Raw genomic sequence first — 18,135 nt, 5'->3', positions numbered from 1 at the left:
GGTGTTCACCTCTTCCCATTCCGAACAGAGTCGTTAAGCCCCGGAGCGCCTATGGTACTGCCTTCATCGGTGGGAGAGTCGGTCGCCGCCAACCTTACTGTACACGAACCGCCCCTCCGGCTCTCTGCCGTTGAGGGGCGGCTTAGTTTATAGCTGTTGGTAAAAGTGGCAAGAGTGTTAAAAAAGGCCAGCCCTTCAGAACCAGCCTTTTTTAACACTCTTGCCACTTTTAGGCTTGTGCCTTAGGACCTACGATTACTTCTACCATAGACTCAGGCGTTAGGTACTGCTGTGCGAGTTCTAGAAGTTGCTGTGGGCTAACGCTATTAACTTCTTGTATAAAGTTGGTGTAGTAATCTTCTGGTAGGCTCAGGAACACTATAGCTTTATACTTATCGCACTGTTCAAACACAGTGCTTAGTTCATTAGCGAATTTGCCGGTGACGTAGTTTTTGACTGTTTGTAGTTCATCTAGAGGAATTAGCTCGTTTTGTAGTTGGCGAAGCTCATAATGAATCTCACCTACTGCAGCGTAGGCACTGTCACCGTTTACGTCGGTGCCAATTGTGAGTGAACAAGCGTGCTCACGAGGACCTATGGTCGAGTAGATGCCATAAGTAAAGCCTTTGTCTTCCCGGATATTCTTCATCAAGCGGGAGCCAAAATACCCGCCTAATACTTTAATAAGCACTTGAAGCTTATGGGTATCGGGATGAGTAAGAGAAGGCCACAGCCGGCCTATACGCAATGAGGCTTGAAGGCTATCCGCAATAACCTTATGTTCGTGAGAAGCCGTCTCAGATAGCTTGAAATTGAATGGAGGGGTAGCTGAAGAGTGTGAACTACTCGCTTGACCTAAACTGTTTTTGATGCTTTGCTCATCAGTTTGGCTTACATCTCCACAGAGAAAAATCTCGGCTTCAGAAAAATCATAGGCTGATTGGTAATATTCTTGAACGGCGGCTTGGGTAATAGTAGCGAAGGCCGATTCATCGAAGGTGTTTCCGTACGGATAAGTAGGTCCATACAAGTTGCGCGAAAAGAGTTCAGCTGCTAGATAGCTGTTCTTCTGACGCTCAACCCGAACGTTTTGAATAGTTCTAGTCTTGAGCAGCTCTAATTCAGTTGATGGGAAGGTGGCTTCTGTTAAGACATCTTGAACCAAAGGTAGAAGCTGCTTAAGATGGCGTGTGAGGCAGTAAAGGGTTAAGGTAGCGCGGTCGAAACCTTGCTCACAATCAAGGGAGGCACCATAAAAGGCAACCTCATCAGCAATCTGACGAGCACTACGAGTGCGAGTGCCTTCAAGAAGCATTCGAGCGGTGAGCAATGACAAACCAGAAACTGGTTCATACCATTTACCGGCCTTGAATACTACTTGTAAGCGCACCACAGGTTGCGCATCATTGCGAAGCACGTGCAGGCGAGCTCCATTAGGGAGCGAAAACACGTCAGCCGCGGGCAGCGTTACACTGGCCAGCGGCTGAACGGGAGGAGCGACTTGTCGGTCGAGCATCAGATGGTATTAGTTTGTAGGCGTTTCAGTACCGGTGCCGAACGCCTGATCTGAATTATTGAAGTTGAAGTGGAGTGAAACCCGAATGGTCTGTGCTAAAGGATTGTTTTTGGAGTTGGGTACTAAATAAGCCCCATCAACTCCGAATACCTGATACCGAACACCCAAACCAAAGCTGAGATAATTACGGTCGCCTTTCACTGGGTTTTCGTAGAAGTATCCTACGCGAGCCATGAGGAGGTCGTTGTACACATACTCGACTCCTGTTGAAATATTGATTTCCCGTAACTCCTCGCGGAATCCGCCGGGAGCATCACTAAAGGAGCCAAACACGCCAGCAACAGGACTCTTAGCCCGACGTTTATCATTTTCAGCCTTAACCCGGGCGTCTCTGGCATCTATCTCGGCTTTGGTGGTAGGTTCAGGCCCTTCTTCGTAATAAGGACTAGGAACCAAAAGCTTAGCGAAATCTACAGTGAATGTGAGTTTATTATAAGCATCTAACTCACGAGTAATAGCAGTACCTAATTTGAGGGTAGTAGGTAAAAAGTCTGCTTGTTGGGGATTGGTATAAGTGATCTTGTTGCCAACGTTAGTAATTGCAGCTCCAAGACTGAGATTGTAGTCGGAAGGGCCAATTGACAAGTCTCTGTTATAGTAAACGCCTAAGTCGACAGCTGCTGCGTTGCCTGGCTTGGAATCAGTGCCAACCTGAGTAAGGTTGGAGCGGATATAGCGGGCAGCTACACCGACACCTAGGTATTCGGAGAGTTTTTGGCCGTAGGCTACAGTAAAGGCGTATTCTTTCGGGTTACCGAAGCCTGTAGGAGTATTCTGAGCATCACGGAACTCGATTTCACCAAGATCGAAATACATGAGCGAGGCTGAAATAGCGGAGCGCTCATTGACTTTGGCATAGCCTGATAAGAAAGCTAAACCCATGTCGTCGGTAATAGTGCCTAGCCACGGGGTATAGGAAGTAGATACGCTGTACTTGTTGGGCGCAAACCCTAGCTTACCGGCATTATAATATGCAGAATTAGCATCGGGCGAAATAGCCACTCCGGCCTCACCGAGAGCAGCCGAACGAGAGTCGGGGCTTACAGAGAGGATGGGAACAGCCGTAGTGATAGTGTTAGGAGAGGATTGGGCAGCTCCGAGCAGTGGCAAGCCTAAAAATCCGGAGAAAAGCGCAGAGCGCACGGACAGCTTCGAAAAGGTCATAAAACAAAGAAAGATGAGGTAGGGAGCGAAGAAGCCTAATGAATTAATTTAAAATGACCAGTTTCTCAAACTTCGAAGTTGCGGACTGATCCTGGTTAGAACGCACACTAACACGATAAACATATACGCCACGGGCTAGCTGATCATTGTATTCGTCTCGGCCGTTCCACGAAAGTGTGTTATCGTTTAAGCTTTGCGGCACATGCGAACCGCTGCTTGGGATGGTAGTTTGAATGGTGCGAACCAAGCGTCCTGCAACGGTGAAGATTTGTACTTGTACTTCTAACTCTTCGCCTTGGCGGTTATGATCGAAATGAAAGGTGGTGCGACCAGCAAATGGGTTAGGATAATTTAGAACGTGGCTAAGAGCTAGCTTTTCGGTTTGAGCGGCAATAAACTCGACGTCCTTAATAGAGGAGTTATTGAACGTGTCCCAGGCTTTGACGTGGAGTACGTGAGGGCCAGTAGTAAGGTCCTTGAACTGGTACTGTATATTACCAGCTTGGAAACTGTCGACACTGGCGGTATAAAAGTCGTTTAGGACTGTGAGGCGGGTTGGGTCGTTGTCGAGGGTGGCCGTGATTTCGTGGCCGATGCCAGAACCGGCGGTGTTAATGCCGCTTTCATCGAAAAGCCGGGCCAGCAAAGTAGTAGTGGTGGCAGTGAGTCCGCCATAGACAAAGGCCTGGTTGTCCATGTGCAGGGTGATTCTGGGCGGTATCGTGTCGCGGTTAGCTAGTAAAGCCGCTCCTCCTATCGGTACAGCCCGGTAGCCATGAGCATCAACAAAGCGGACAGTATCCTTGGCATAAAGGCTAACCTTGCCGAAGCCGATGTTGTAGTTGATGTCGCGGGGAACAACGAATTGCAGCGAGAAGCGGCCAGCCTTTACTGTAGCTTGGCCAGAGTAAATGATATTCTCCTGAATCTGAACAGTTACTAACTTTCCTTCGGGGGGAGTTTGGAGGCCAAATACAGTGAGAGTTGTGGTATTAGGCTTCTCATAAACGACAACCTGCGCAGTACCCGAAAAATTGGTGTTGACAGGTGCTGAAGTAAGATCACTGTTGCGTACTGAACCGGACAACTGTATTGTTGACAGTGCTTTAAGGGTATCAGTAAAAGTAGTGCCTAATGGTTGACCGTTTACTGCATCTAGAGTCATTGACAATTTAGGTCGTGCCAGTTGAGTACAAGGGTCACCTAGCAAGACATAGTTGCGGCTTAATACGTTGCCAGCAACTGTATTCTTTGTGTGGCGAATTGCTTCTCCGATATGTTTATTGGAGCTATTTGCTGTTGAGAGTACAGAATCGAGGAATGTACCTGGTTGTGAGTCTCCAAACACTACACGGGAGGTAGTATATAGGCCTATCGCGCCTCCCTCGGTGTCAGTAAGAGCTTGCTCACCGGCAGAGACTATAGAAGGATCGTCATAATAACTGAAGTCACAGGTACCTGTGACTAAAAATGCGAGTTTGTTCTTATTAAGAAGACGTAAGACAGAGGCACTAGTCAAAATCCTTTCATCCGCTAGAGAAGTAGGGCCACCATGACCACTATAAGTAATAACGAGAGAGCCCTGCTCGAACGACTCATCTACGGCACGCTCAGCATCTGGCGACCTTTGTCCGGACGCCCCGTTAATCTGCTGATACATATCTAAATATACCTTGCGAATGTTGTAGGCAGGCTTTTGCCTGATAGTATTGGCTGTGAATATGTCTGAGGATCCTATGTAAGCGCCATCATCATCATCATCAGCAACAAAAGTAATGCGGTTACGCCAGTTACCCATTGCAACTGTCTTGAGATCATAGTTAATAAGCTTTTGGACCACTTTGCTGGCTTGTGTGGTACTTGTTTGGCCACTTGGAACACGCACAGGTAATCGTCCCACGCTGATATCCATATATTCGGTTAGCCCGCCGTTTTCGGCCCATTCACCTTCGTCGTCGTCTAATAGGGCATAGTAATCATCCGAGCAAAATGTTTGGGGACCAAACTGTTTGTCGCGACCATATATCCGTGAGAAAGATTCCCGGGATTCATAGGTAGGCACAAAGTTCTGAGCACTTATACCGGGGGCTTTATATGTATAAGAAGCGTCGCCAAACAGCAGTAAGTACAGTTGCTTATTAGGCGCGTTCCGTCGGTCATACACCATTTTCATCATGTCGCGGATGGCACTAACATCTTGCCCGCCTGATCCGAACTCGTTGTAAACCTGCGTGGTAGTTACTACCTCCACCTTCAAGTTATCGTGTGAGCGGCGATGGGCGGCTAGTCGTTCCGCTTCTTGCTTGAAGAGAGGATGTGTAACGATGACTAAGTCGATGGTGGAGTTGAGGCTGGCGTGCAAGTTCTGGTTGCTTACCTTACCAAAATTGGTTGGTCGGTCGAAGGCGCCAGCGGGAGTAAAAGCGACAAATTCGCGCAGAGAGTCGGTAGGAGCTACAAAGGAACCTGTTGCACTAACCGTATAGGATTTAGCACGGCGCGGATTGGTGACATCCCAAACGAGGGAACCTGCGCCATTAGTAATATTGAACTGACTGATACGGCCTGCTTGGAGGTTGGCGAACGAGCGAAATTCCAATGTTGTACCACTAAGCTGGAGTGGCTTCACCGCATTCACCTCCAAATAATCAAGATATCCAGTATTAGAAGCATCTGACCCTGAGTAGGTGAGCCCAATACGCAACGGTGCCGAAGAAGAGGGCGCGGAGGCAGAATACGTCTGTACGCTGGCATTAGCAAACTCTGGGAACTTCCGAATTTCACTGTTATTAGGGACGCCGGAAATAGGCTGGGTGCCAAGAGGACTATCGTTGAGCGTAAGCCGGAATGATTGAGCGTCCAGAGAAGTTCCCGCCAGAGAGGCAGTTACTTGCACGGTAGATCCGGCTACCAGATTGGTGATTTGGTTGAAAGAAAAGGTTTGAGAGTTGCCATTCAACAGGCCCTCTCCAAGCCATTGCCGGCCTGACTTGGCTAAGTTAATCAGTTCCTTTTCGTAGAACTCACGCTCCGCGAACTGCGAAATAGCAGGAGCGTTGGCTGCTCCTACGGCGGGGGCCGCCGCCACCCGACGGCCAGTTCGTGGAGGCGCTGCTACTGTAACGAAATAGTAAGCAGTGTCAGAGTAAATGTTCTGAATATGGCGGAAGCGTTGGGTGTTGGGTTCCCGCTCCCAGGTATGGGGGCCACGAGCGTAAAAAAGAAAGTATTCGGTGTTCTCTAAAGTAGCATTTGTATTGCCCGAGAAATACACGGCGTTTTCCACTAAGTCGTCGGGACGGGGGGTGCTAATGGGCTGGGGTAGCAGGCCCGTGGCATTGCCGAAGATTTGTAGACGATTAGGATCGACGTTGGGGAGATCGTTGCCGAAGAGAGTGCGCAGTAGATCGTAGTCGAGCTTGAAAATACCGCTTTTAGGAACCCCAATTTTATACCAGTTCCCAGTAGCCAGCACAGAGGTGCTGGCATGCGTAATTTGCTGGACGCGGCGGGAAGTAGGGGGGCCAGCAACATAGCTGTACTCGGCGGATATCAACTTTTCATACTGGCCACTCTGCGTACTGCGGCGCACTGCTGGCACCGTCACGATGCTGACAGTCTGGCCTTTTTCGGTGGCCTCGGTCACAGCAAGAGCGGAGATTATAGGCTGCGAAGCAAATTTGAATACGGCAGCATCGTCAGCGGAGAAGGGCTCGTAAACCGCATTGCGCAATTCTCCCTCAGCTACCGGCCCCGGTACATTCAGTATGTAGTAGCTGAACAACGAGCCCAGGCGGTACTGAGCCCCCATAAAAGAAGGCACCTTACGCAACCGGTAATCTGAACCCGGAACTTCGTTATGGCCTTGCCAGCGTAAACGAATAGCAGCCGACTGGCGACCGTCCTGGGCTTGAGTTGAAAATCCTAGAAGCAGACAGCAACTAATTACCAAAAAAGTAAAGTAGCGCATAAGAGTGTGTTCGATAAGCAGTTGGAATGTGGTAGCTGACAGCGGGAACTAAACAAGCTCAACCTAATAGGGGTTCACCAGTGATTGTTTAGTTTAACTCGTTAGCTATTTAAATATTGTAATGAAGCTCAGAAATATCAACCCATCGAAGGTCGCAACATAGAAAGCAATACATAAAGCAAGACGATCAGCGGAATAGCCGTGGCTTGCATACCCAAAAGTAGAGCAACAGTCAACAGCAGAAACACAAATTGCACTCCGTTGTCCTGCCAGCTTAGATTTTTGAATTTAAGAGCAAACAAGGGAATCTCGGCCACTAAAAGCCCCGATAATAGTGCGGTTAAGCCCAATAACACCCAAGGATTCAGGATGAAGCTGCTGACGTGGAACGAATCGTGCGCTAGGATGAGTGGGAGGGAAGCTACCACCAAGGTACAGGCCGGCGTGGGGAGGCCAATGAAGGAAGTGGTTTGGCGAGTGTCGTTATTGAACTTAGCAAGCCGCAGGGCCGAAAAGATACTAACCAGGAAAGCGCCATAAGCAAGGACTTCTGGCAAGTTGGTGTCAGCCAGAACGTGTTGCAGTAGCTTGAATAAGATAGCACCTGGCACCACACCAAACGAAACCATATCGGCCAGTGAATCAAGATCTTTGCCAATAGGGGAGGAAACATGCAGCGCCCGTGCAACTAGTCCGTCGAAGAAGTCGGCTACGGCGGCAATACCAATTAGCAGAGAGGCGTGCACTAGTTGTTGCCAAGCAAACGTGAAGTAAGAAGGCTGTAAACTCAACGCGTCCAAATGATTGCGCCAATCAAAATCAAGAATCAGCGTCAGGGCAAAACAGCCGCAAAGCAGATTCAAGCACGTGAGAACGTTAGGGAGATGGGTTTTGATAGACATAAATTCTAGCGCAGGAACGGGTTTGTCCGGCGCTCAACCCCAATAGTGGTGGCCGGCCCGTGACCGGGATATACCGTCACGTCGTCGGGGAGAGTTAGGAGTTGGGTTTCGATGCTGCTGATGAGCGTACCGTAGTCGCCGCCGGGTAAGTCGGTGCGTCCGATGCTGCTTTTGAAGAGCACGTCGCCCCCAATGAGGGTGGCGGTGGGGGCGTGGTAGAATACCACATGGCCGGGTGCGTGACCGGGGGCGAAGCGCACTTCCAGGGTGATGTCGCCGAACTGCACTGGCGTACCGGGCGTCAAAAAGCCAGTGGGCTCGGCCGGTGAATACGCTGGAAAACCGTAGCTAGACGCATAAGCAGGCACAGCGCGCAATGTGGCGAGGTCAGCTTCGTGAATCAGAAAAGGAACTTGGTAGGTATCGAGAATGAATTGATTGCCCAGAACATGGTCGATGTGGCAGTGCGTGTTCAGTAGCAACACTACTTTCAGGTTTTGCGCCTCCACAAAATTGCGTAGCGCTTGCTGCTCGGCGCGGTCGTAGCAGCCAGGGTCTACGATAACGCACTGGCCAGTAGCATCATGAAGCAAGTACGTGTTTTCGGAAAAGGCATTGAAGGTGAACCCGGAAACAGTCATGAAAAAAGAAAAAGCAGGGCAAATTGGAACCGGGTGGTAAGTTACGAGTCTTATCAGTAGCGACGGGTTGTAGCTTGTTAGTTATTGCTTGCTAGTCGCAGTTTACACAGGCTACTCAATCCGTATTCAGAGCTCAATTTATTTGGAAGCAGCCGTAAGCATGAACGAATACGACTACCTGATTCTTGGCCATGGCATAGCGGGGGCAACGCTGGCTTGGGAACTGCGTCGGCGGGGCCGCACGGTGTTGGTGCTAGATGCTAACCGGCCCGATACCGCTTCCAAGGTAGCTGCGGGGCTAATGAACCCGGTAGCGGGCAAGCGGTTTGCGTTGGCCTGGCGAGCCGATGAGCTACTGGCGGCAGCCAGTGCATTTTATCGGGAACTAGAGCAGCACTTCGGGCAGAAGTTTTTCTATGAACTACCTGTCTGGAAGCTGTTTTCGTCGGTGGCCGAGCAGAATACGATGGTAGCGCGCAGTGCCGACCAACCCTGGCAGGATTTCGTGGAAGACGCCGGTGCTGCTTTGCCTCATACAGTTGGCGTGCGAGACGAATTTGGGGGCCTGCGCATCCGGCGCGGGGGTTATGTGCAACTAAGTGACTTGTTGGCGGTTCTTACCCACGAACAGTTGGCGAACGGTGGGCTGCAATATGAAACTTTCAATTGGGAGCAACTCGTTATCGGCCCGGCCGGTATCACGTATGCAGGCCGCGTGCACGCGCAGCATTTTGTTTGCTGTGAGGGTGCCGCGGCAGTTGAAAATCCGTACTTTCAATGGCTGCCCCTTACCCCCAACCAAGGTGAGGTGCTGGACGTTGAATGCCAGGGTCTTTCGCAGGAACAGGTGCTCAACAAAGGGGCTTATGTGGTGCCACTCGGTGACGGGCGGTTCCGGGTAGGCGCCACGTACCGCTGGCCCCCGTTTGCCGAAGGCACTACGCCGGAAGCACTTGCGGAGCTAAGCGGGCGGCTAGCGGCTACAACCGATCTGCCTTTTACGGTACGAGCGCAAAGGGCAGGTGTGCGACCTGCCGTACGCGACCGAAAACCGTTGTTAGGGCGGCATCCGGAAGTGCCGGAGTTGAGTATATTTAATGGCTTCGGCTCGAAGGGTGTGATGCTAGCTCCGCGGCTAGCCGCCTTACTAGCTGACCATCTTGAAAATCCGGCCGCTGAATTGTGGCCCGAGGTCAATATTAAGCGCTACCAAGCGTTGTATCACGCGGCTGCTCGGGCCGTTCAGATTTCTTCTTGAAGCACGACGGCCCTAGTTCCCCCTCGGAACCGTCTTTTGTTTACCGCAGTCATTGGCTATGAAGCATTTATTCTTTTCGCGGTGGTTCCGAAATTCGGGCCGCCAACCGGTGGTGGGAGCCACACTCGTGCTACTCACGCTGCTAGCCAGTGGTCCGGCTTGGGGTCAGTCGGCGCAGGAGGAGTTTGGCCGGGTTCGAATCCAATACAAGGATTTCAACTGGCAGCAGCTGAGCACTCAGAATTTCAACGTGTATTACTACGGGGGCGGCGACGTAAGTGCCCGCCGCGCCGCCGAGTACGCCGAGAAAGAGTTACAGCGCATTACGGCACTGGTGGGTTACTATCCCTATTCGAAGACCACCATTATGCTCTATAACTCCGTGGGCGACCTGCGGCAAAGCAATATTGGCCTTGACGCGGATAAATATCAGACCGGGGGCGAAACGGATCTGCTGCGCATGAGCAAGGTGCAGATTGCCTTCACCGGCCAGCAAACGCAATTCAAGCGCGATTTGAGCTTCCAGATTACGCGGGTCCTACTCAACGACATGATGTACGGCGGCTCGCTGAAGGAAGTGATTCAAAGCACGTACCTGCTGCAACTGCCCGACTGGTTTGTGAGTGGCGCTTCCGCGTATGCTGCGGAAGGCTGGAGCGTGGAAATGGACGACTACATGCGCGATATGACCCAGGAATACGAGGGCAATCGGGCGGCGCCTTTCTTCCTGCGCAATCCGCAGTTGGCTGGTCAGAGCCTCTGGAACTACATTGCCGAGCGCTACGGCTACACCACGATTCAGAACATTCTAAACCTGACGCGCATCACCCGCGACGTGGAAGTGGGAATTAGCTCTTCGCTGAACGTACCCTACAAGGTGTTCCAGAAAGACTGGCTGGCTTACTATCGTCAGCTCAATGCTCAGCCCCAGACGCCTTACACCGAGGCAGATCAAAAGCTTGCTATTACCAATAACAACCGCAAGAACGTTCTGTACTCGCAGCCGGTGCTGAGCCCGAATGGGCAGCGGATGGCCTACGTAAGCAATGATCGGGGCCGCTACCGGGTGCTGGTGGTTAACCGCAACGGTTCCGGACGGCGCACTATTCACCGGAGCGGCTACAAAACACCGGGCCAGCAGGTGGAAACCCGACTGCCGGTGCTTGCTTGGCGTGGTAACAGCCAGGTAGCGGTAGCCGAAATGGCGAAAGGAGAGATGAGCTTGCGTCTGCGGCCAGCAGATGGGGGCGCTTCGGGTTTGCTGTCACGAATAGCGGAGTCGCTTCCATTTATTGGGGAGAAAGGCTCGGCCATCTTCCAGCAGTTTCAGCAGGTAATGGACCTAAGCTATTCTCCCGATGGTAAGTCGCTGGTGTTTAGCGGTGTGCAAAACGGCCAGGTCGACCTGTACGTGCTACGGGCCGGGAGCCGCCGCCCTGAAAAGCTAACCAACGACGTATTCGACGATGTGCAGGCGGTTTTCTTGCCCAACGGCAGTGGCATCGTGTTTAGCTCTAACCGCTGGCTCGATTCGGCTAATACGGCGCGTGGTACTTTCGGCACCGTAGTCAACAACTACGACTTGTTTATGTACCACCTCGATGGTCGCGCCCAACCCATCGAGCAATTAGTAAGCACCATATCCAACGAGGGGCGGCCCCGGGCTATTTCCAACGACGAAATCGTGTACCTCGGTGAGGAAAGCGGTATTCGCAGTCTTTACCGCTATTCGCTGACCACACGTCAGCGCACGGCTGTGAGTAGCTTCCGGTCCAACCTGAAGGACTTCGACTACAACGCCACTTCCGGGACTTTCGGATTTATTGCGGCCAACCGGGCCCGCGACTTCGTGTACTTGTATCCGACGTATCAGCTGCCGCAAAACCTGACGCTCTCGAAAACGGCCCGCCAAGAAACGCTGGAAGACCGGTCGAAACCTGCTGCTTCGGCGGCTCCGGTTCCAGCGCCAGCTCCCGGACCTGCTGTGCCTGCGCCGTCGAACAATGATGGGGCTCTCGCTCAAGACTCCGCACAGTCTGCGCAGCAACCAGCGGCTAGCCCGGCCAGCACCGCTAGTAAGCCCATCAATACCAGCGACTACCAGTTCGATGAGGACCTGCCTGCCGATCGGGCTAGTTCGCGCCGGTCGGCTCGTGCTGCTACTTCGGCAGCAGCAGTAGCAGCGGCGGCGGCGCAGCCCGTGCCCGATGCAAGCCAGTTAGCGCCGCAGGGCCCTTACCGCTACGATACGCGTTTCAGCATCGATAACGTGGTTTCGTCGTTGGCAGTCGACCCGCTGCTAGGCTTTGGCTTAATAGGACAGGCCAACATGTCGGACTTGTTTGAGAACCACCGGATTCGGGCGGGCATTTTTGCACTGACTGATTTGCGCACCAGCAAGATATTTGCCGAGTACACCAATCTGGAGCACCGCTACGATTGGAGCATCCGCTACGACAAGCAGGCCTTTTTCTTCGACAACATCCCCGGCATACCGGGGCGGGTGCGCTATGGCCGCCACGAGATTTCGCCCACAATTGCTTATCCACTTACCAACAGCCTGAGCGTGCGAGTAGGGCCGCGCTTCGTTAATGTGTCGAGAAGCGTATATGATGTGCTTACGGAAGAGCAGGATGTTAACCGTAACTACTTAGGATACAACGGGGAATTGGTGTTTGACAATTCGGTGACAACCGGGGTCAATATGCTGGAAGGAACCCGGATGAAGATTGGCTATCTGCAGCTGAACGCCCTGAATTCGGTGAAGGACTTTGGTAAGATTTATATCGACCTGCGCCACTACCAGAAGATACACCGGCAGATTATCTGGGCCAACCGCGCCAGCTATGGCCAGTACCTTGGCCACTCGAAACAGACTTTCCGCCTTGGCGGTATGGACAACTGGCTCAACAACGACTTCGAAGGCGGGCAGTTTTTGTCGAATAACCCCGACCCGGCCGAAATATTCTACCAGCAGTTTGCCACCAACCTACGGGGCTTCGACTACAGCAAACGAATCGGTCCGCGCTACTTGCTGTTCAACTCTGAGCTGCGGGTGCCTATTATTCAGTACCTCTCGCGTAATCCTATCTACTCGGGCTTCTTCCGCAATTTGCAGCTCACGGCCTTTACGGATGCCGGCACTGCGTATTCGGGCAACAACCCCTTCAACGAAAACAACTCGTACAACACCGTACCAGTAGTGCCTCCAGGCAGCCCCTTCTCAGCCACGGTAACCAACTTCCGCAACCCTTTCCTAATTGGTTACGGTTTCGGTATCCGGTCTACGCTGTTGGGCTTCTATGGCAAGGCCGACATTGCCTGGGGCCAGGAAGATTACGAGCAGAAAGGTCCTAAACTCTACTTCACGCTTGGCTACGACTTCTAGAAGTCAGGCCCTTGTAATCGTTCTTGCAAAGCAGCACAAAACCACTCAGGCAACCTGGGTGGTTTTTTTATAGGGTTTGTGGTACCTTCTCCCTCTACCTTGTCCTCCTCACTCGCTGCGCATGAGAAGAAACCTACTTCCCCTTTTCGCCTTCGTATGGCTGCTGTCAACGAGCAGCGCCTGGGCACAGTACAGCACACCAGGTATGGGCCGGCGCTATACGCTAACACAACTGGCCGCGGCGGCGGGTAGCTACGTAACCCAATCGGGCGGCACGTGGCTTATTAACGACACCATCCGGCTGGCGGCTACAGATACGCTCAGCATTACTACCAACGAAACTATTCGGGTGGCCGACCGCGCGCTGGTAAGCGTCGATGGCGTTTTGCGCATCACCCCGCCCGATTCGGTGGTGTTTACGGCGCAGAACTCAACAGCGCCGTGGGTGGGCTTGTCGCTCAGTGCTACCAGTGCAGGGTCGGTGCTGCGTCGCACGGTGGTGGAGCGCAGCGGCGGCGTGCGCGTACTCGACGCTGCCGTGGAGCTAACCGACTGCGTATTGCGTTATAACGTGGCCACGATTGGAACGCGCCTCATCAACAGCGGCGCATTGAGCTTATCGGGCAATCGGGCACTGATACAGCGCTGTCGGTTTATACGTAATGCCCGGGCTGGTATCAACTCCCCTTCCAACCGGCCTACTTCACCGGTTATAGAGGACTGCGTATTTCTGGAAAACGACACCGAGAATGGCAACTACCCGCAAATAAACCTAGGCACGGGCAACCCTGCCTTCCCCATTCGGATTGAACGCTGCCAGGTTATTGGGGCTACGGCCTTCAATATGGCTGGCGGTATTGGAATATCCAATCTGCTGGGCGGTGGGGGCGTAACCACCGTAATCATTCGCCGCAACACGGTCCGCAACAACCGTTACGGCATAGCGGTTATTGGGTCCAATATCAGCTCTTACGTGACGGGCAATGTGGTGGAAAACAATAACACCAACCCCAACGCGCAAACCGGGGGCAGCGGCCTCAACTTTCAGGGCAATCAAACCCAAACAGGCGTGGTATCACGCAACGTGCTGCGCGGCAACCTGTGGGGCGTCACGTTGGTGCGCACCGGTACGGCGGGTGGCCCGGCTGTTAGCTTTGGCAACCTGAGCAGCACCGATACCACCAACGTAGGTTTAAACCGGATGACTGGCAATACCAATGGCGGCCAGATTTACGATTTCTACAACAACACGCCGGATGCCGTGAAAGCTCAGAACAATGACTGGGGTACAACAACGGCCAGCGTTATTGAAGCCCATATCTTTCACCAGCCCGATCAGGCCACTTTGGGTATGGTTGACTTTCAGCCTTTTCGTACGCCGTTGAGTACCCGCGCCCGTCTGCTTCCCCTGACTGCGGCGGCCTATCCTAATCCAGCTCACGCCAGTGTCACTTTCCGGGTGCCCGGTGCGGCGGCCGTGCGGGTGCAGCTCTATAATGCCACTGGCCGTCTTGTGCTCGAGAAAGTGCTACGTCCGCTCAATGGGGAAGTAGTGCTTCTCACCGAGGCATTGAGGTCCGGACTCTACAGCTACCAACTCACCCAGGGAGAAACAGTAGGCGTTGGGAAGCTGGTAGTGGAGTGAGCTTACTTTAAAAAGAGAAGGCAAAAGGGAGTTGGGCGCAGTGGGATATAAGTTGACTTCGTCGAAAGAATCTGCTCCTTAATCAGTTAGACAGAGCCGGTACTATTCTCAGCCTACAGGATTTCGTTTATTCAACCTGCTAAAAGCGTCGATGGTTGCGTCAATCGATGTGGTCACTTGTCTTAGTGTCGCCAACCCCTGCTAATCCGGGAGTTGGGTTGTATCTTTGCGGTCCTGTTCACCAGCCGTCTTGCCGTGTTGATCGTTCGTGAGATTTGGTACTTGATGCTCAAAGACTTCCGCTTGGAATGGCGGCAGCGTGCGGCGCTAAACGGGATGCTGCTCTACGTGGGTAGCACGGTATTCGTGTGTTTTCTGAGCTTTTCGCTGAAGGGTGGTTCCCCCCCGGCCCCGGCCTGGAACGCGCTGTTTTGGATCATTCTGCTTTTCTCGGCCGTGAATGCCGTAGCCAAGGGCTTTTTGCAGGAGAGCCGCGGCCGGATGCTTTACTATTACACGCTGGTGCCGCCCCAAGCCGTAATCTTGGCCAAGATTGCCTACAACGCCCTGCTGTTGCTAGGCTTGGCAATGGTTGGGCTTGCCCTATATGTGCTGGTGCTTGGTAATCCGGTGCAGGATACTACCCTTTTTGTGGGCAATGTGGCCCTCGGCGCCCTTGGCTTCGCTTCTACGCTCACCTTGGTATCGGGCATTGCTGCCAAGGCCACCAATAGCAACACGTTGATGGTGGTACTAGGCTTTCCGCTCATGATTCCGATGCTGTTGCTGCTCATAAAAGTCTCGAAAAACGCTCTGGATGGCCTCGAATTCGAAGCTAGTCAGAGCTCTTTACTGACCTTGGTCGCTCTGAACTTGATAGTAGGGGCGGTATCTTACTTGCTATTTCCTTTTTTATGGCGCAGCTAACTCGAAAAAAGAACGGGCCAGAAATTAACCAGGAAAAATAGGGTAGATGTGTTATAAAACGGTCACCTGGATTGTTGTTGCATAGTAGCCCCGGAAGGTCAGAAACTCTTGCCTTCGGGTCTCTAAACTCTAGCTTCTCATGAAAAATAACTGGTGGAAAGGTTTAGCAGTAGTGCTGCTGCTCTACACGGCAGTAGCCGGGTTTCTAATGCCGGTGCCACGACTGGCCATCCTCAACGAGACCATTCGCAACCTGTATTTCCACGTGCCGATGTGGTTCGGCATGACCTTTATTCTAATAGCGTCGGTGTATTATTCCATTCGCTATTTGCGCACGCCAACCCCGCAGCTGGATATTCTGTCGCACGAGGCCGCTAAAACGGGCATTCTGATGGGCTGCGTGGGGTTGGTCACGGGAAGCATTTGGGCCAAATACACGTGGGGTACTTGGTGGACCAACGACCCCAAACTCAATGGTGCCGCCATTGCCATGCTCATCTACGGGGCTTATTTGGTGCTCCGCTCGTCGTTCACCGATGAGCTGCAGCGGGCTCGTATTTCGGCTATCTACAACATCTTCGCTTTTGCGACGGCCATGCCGCTGTTCTACATTTTGCCCCGCCTCACCGACTCCTTACACCCCGGTGCAGGTGGCAACCCGGCTTTTGCCAAGTACGACCTCGACGATAACATGCGCTTGGTGTTTTATCCGGCAGTTATTGGCTGGACTTTGCTGGCCTTCTGGTTGGCGCAGGTAGCCAGTCGCATTTCCTCTCTCAAACTGAAAGTGTATGAAAAACAGCTTGCTTAACGGGCGGCTTACGAGCACGAGCAGCCTCAAGTGGTTGGTGCTGCTATTCGCCTGGCTGCTGCCGGTGCTGCAAGCCGCCGCCCAAACCGCCACCGATACGCCCGAAATGGCCGATGCGCTGCGGGGCAACGGTAAGATTTACGTGGTGGTAGCCGTCGTGACGGTGGTATTGGCCGGTTTGCTGGCCTTGTTGGTTTCCTTGGACAGAAAAGTAAGCCGGCTAGAGCGAGAGTTGAAAGACTAGCGAGGCGGTTCAATAACTTCCCCGGTTACTCGGCTGTTCACTTACTCGATGTAGTTGCTTTCCTCGGGACTTTTCTGCCTGTTTTATTTGTTACAACATACCCGGCTCGGGCTGAGCTGTTTGGTTTTTCACAAGACATGAAAAAAGCACACATTCTGGCTATTGCCGTCATTGCCATAGCCATTGGCATCATTATGAGCGCCGCCGGCGACGCCAGTGTTTATGTGTCCTTCAAAGAGGCTCGGGAGCGGGCCACCGAAGGCAACCTAACCAAGGTGCACGTAGTAGGCCGCTTGCCGCGTGACAACCAGAAAAACATCCTAGGGCTGGAGTACAACCCGGTGCTTGATCCTAACTACTTTGCTTTTACGTTGGTTGATACCAATCGGGTTGCACAGCGCTGTATCTACTTCAACCCCAAACCACAAGATTTCGACAAGTCGGAGCAGGTGGTGATTACGGGGGCTATGCGCAACGATATTTTCGTTGCCGACAAGATTCTACTTAAGTGCCCGTCGAAGTACGTGGAGAAAGACATTAAGGGCGCAACAGCCGTCAATTAATCAAGAAGGAATGAGGTACAAGCAACTGATATACGGGCCTGCAAAAGCGCATTTGCGCTTTTGGCTACGCGTATTCGTTGCGCAACTCTTCCTTCTTAATTACGCAGTATTAACTAGCACAGCGCAGGTTGCCAACGACGATGTCGAGCATCGGCAGGTGCTGCGGTTAGATCAACCTGTTAAGTCCAACACCACCAACTGCACTGTGCAGTGGAAGGCTGTAGACGAGAAACTCACCGGTAAGTGCATCGAGTATCACAACGACCAGTGGTTTGAGTTTACGCCGCGGGTTTCGGGCCGCTACTACGTCAATATTGGCGGGCAGCAGTGCCGCGACACGCGCGGGGTGCAACTCGTGGTGCTTACGGGTACGCCCGGCCAGCCGCAGACCTATCAGATTCTCTCGTGTACGTCGCTTGGTAGCCAGGATGATGTATTTGTGACCTTGGATGGCTTGCGTGCCGGACAACCTTATTTGCTGGATGTAGACGGCTACCTCAAAGATTTCTGCGAGTTCAGCTTAGCGGTGAGCAGCAAGCCGCAGGGCCTACCGGCGGTGGCAGCACCACTGCTCTCGACGGTAACGCCTTCCAACAACAAGCTATTTACCTTGCATTGGAACCTGTCGGACACTCTGGGCGCGGTTCAGCAGTTTCGGGTGCTACGGCGGGAAGCCAGCGAGTTTCGGGCTGCCTCCCAGGCGGCGGTGGAAGTAAGCCGCACCACCCTCGGCGGTGCAGGCACCGACTATAGCTGGACCGATACGCTAACTGTTCCTGGCCGCTACCTTTACCAAGTGGTAGCTGAAACTTCTGACGATGCCGCGCCGGTGTTGGTGCAGCAGCAATGGTACGCGTTCAGTCAAATCATGCCGGACCCAAGCTATTTTTCCAGAGCCTCGACGCAAGCAGCGCAGCGGACCGCCAAGGCGCAGCAAAGCTGGGAGCGACGCAGCCATCGGGCCCGCATGAAACGACTAGCCGGCTTGAAGCGACGGCAATCTAAGTCTTAAAACAAGTTCTGGTTGACCGGTTATATACCCTAGC

The 18,135-nt window shown here is 52.8% G+C and carries 13 protein-coding genes and 1 rRNA gene; 9 read left to right on the top strand and 5 right to left on the bottom strand.

Annotated features, from left to right (window positions below):
• Window positions 1–94: ribosomal RNA gene (rrf, locus tag VF639_RS03660) — 5S ribosomal RNA — on the top strand; the annotation flags it as partial.
• Window positions 95–229: 135 nt separating this feature from the next.
• Here rrf and VF639_RS03655 read toward each other — a convergent pair.
• The 5 genes from VF639_RS03655 to VF639_RS03635 all read right to left on the bottom strand — a co-directional run bounded on the left by VF639_RS03655 (window position 230) and on the right by VF639_RS03635 (window position 8,253).
• Window positions 230–1,516 carry a M16 family metallopeptidase gene (locus VF639_RS03655; RefSeq protein ID WP_331144525.1) on the bottom strand — a complete coding sequence of 429 codons (1,287 nt, stop codon included), beginning with the start codon at window positions 1,514–1,516 and terminating at the stop codon, window positions 230–232.
• A 9-nt stretch (window positions 1,517–1,525) separates the two neighbouring features.
• On the bottom strand, window positions 1,526–2,740 hold the full coding sequence (porV, locus tag VF639_RS03650; RefSeq protein ID WP_331144524.1) for a type IX secretion system outer membrane channel protein PorV: 1,215 nt from the start codon (window positions 2,738–2,740) through the stop codon (window positions 1,526–1,528).
• A gap of 43 nt (window positions 2,741–2,783) precedes the next feature.
• Window positions 2,784–6,710 carry a type IX secretion system sortase PorU gene (porU, locus tag VF639_RS03645; RefSeq protein ID WP_331144523.1) on the bottom strand — a complete coding sequence of 1,309 codons (3,927 nt, stop codon included), beginning with the start codon at window positions 6,708–6,710 and terminating at the stop codon, window positions 2,784–2,786.
• Window positions 6,711–6,847: 137 nt separating this feature from the next.
• Entirely contained in the window at window positions 6,848–7,612 is a 765-nt protein-coding gene (locus VF639_RS03640; RefSeq protein ID WP_331144522.1) for a CDP-alcohol phosphatidyltransferase family protein, read from the bottom strand.
• Between the two features lie 5 nt (window positions 7,613–7,617).
• Window positions 7,618–8,253: an MBL fold metallo-hydrolase gene (locus VF639_RS03635; protein WP_331144521.1), complete on the bottom strand. Its 636-nt coding sequence runs from the start codon at window positions 8,251–8,253 to the stop codon at window positions 7,618–7,620.
• Window positions 8,254–8,413: 160 nt separating this feature from the next.
• Between VF639_RS03635 and VF639_RS03630 the strand changes: the two genes are divergently transcribed.
• The 8 genes from VF639_RS03630 (at window position 8,414) to VF639_RS03595 (ending at window position 18,101) form a co-directional block, all read left to right on the top strand.
• Complete coding sequence (locus VF639_RS03630; RefSeq protein ID WP_331144520.1) at window positions 8,414–9,511, top strand: NAD(P)/FAD-dependent oxidoreductase; 1,098 nt, start codon at window positions 8,414–8,416, stop codon at window positions 9,509–9,511.
• A gap of 58 nt (window positions 9,512–9,569) precedes the next feature.
• Window positions 9,570–12,899, top strand: a complete 3,330-nt coding sequence (locus tag VF639_RS03625) for a hypothetical protein (protein WP_331144519.1) — start codon at window positions 9,570–9,572, stop codon at window positions 12,897–12,899.
• Window positions 12,900–13,020: 121 nt separating this feature from the next.
• Window positions 13,021–14,544: a T9SS type A sorting domain-containing protein gene (locus tag VF639_RS03620; protein WP_331144518.1), complete on the top strand. Its 1,524-nt coding sequence runs from the start codon at window positions 13,021–13,023 to the stop codon at window positions 14,542–14,544.
• 285 nt (window positions 14,545–14,829) lie between these two features.
• Window positions 14,830–15,471: a heme exporter protein CcmB gene (locus VF639_RS03615; RefSeq protein ID WP_331144526.1), complete on the top strand. Its 642-nt coding sequence runs from the start codon at window positions 14,830–14,832 to the stop codon at window positions 15,469–15,471.
• Window positions 15,472–15,610: 139 nt separating this feature from the next.
• The gene (locus tag VF639_RS03610) at window positions 15,611–16,282 is read left to right on the top strand and encodes a cytochrome c biogenesis protein (protein WP_331144517.1); all 672 of its coding nucleotides are present in this window, start codon (window positions 15,611–15,613) and stop codon (window positions 16,280–16,282) included.
• Entirely contained in the window at window positions 16,263–16,526 is a 264-nt protein-coding gene (locus VF639_RS03605; RefSeq protein ID WP_331144516.1) for a CcmD family protein, read from the top strand. The genes VF639_RS03610 and VF639_RS03605 overlap by 20 nt, the downstream gene beginning before the upstream one ends.
• Before the next feature lie 137 nt (window positions 16,527–16,663).
• Window positions 16,664–17,089: a cytochrome c maturation protein CcmE domain-containing protein gene (locus VF639_RS03600; RefSeq protein ID WP_331144515.1), complete on the top strand. Its 426-nt coding sequence runs from the start codon at window positions 16,664–16,666 to the stop codon at window positions 17,087–17,089.
• 10 nt (window positions 17,090–17,099) lie between these two features.
• The gene (locus VF639_RS03595; RefSeq protein WP_331144514.1) at window positions 17,100–18,101 is read left to right on the top strand and encodes a hypothetical protein; all 1,002 of its coding nucleotides are present in this window, start codon (window positions 17,100–17,102) and stop codon (window positions 18,099–18,101) included.
• Window positions 18,102–18,135: the final 34 nt, after the last annotated feature.

The sequence above is a fragment of the Hymenobacter sp. genome (genome assembly GCF_036387835.1).
Classification (GTDB): Bacteria; Bacteroidota; Bacteroidia; order Cytophagales; family Hymenobacteraceae; genus Hymenobacter.
The sequence above is the reverse complement of the archived record's forward strand: the minus strand, read 5'-3'. Positions and strand labels throughout refer to the sequence as shown.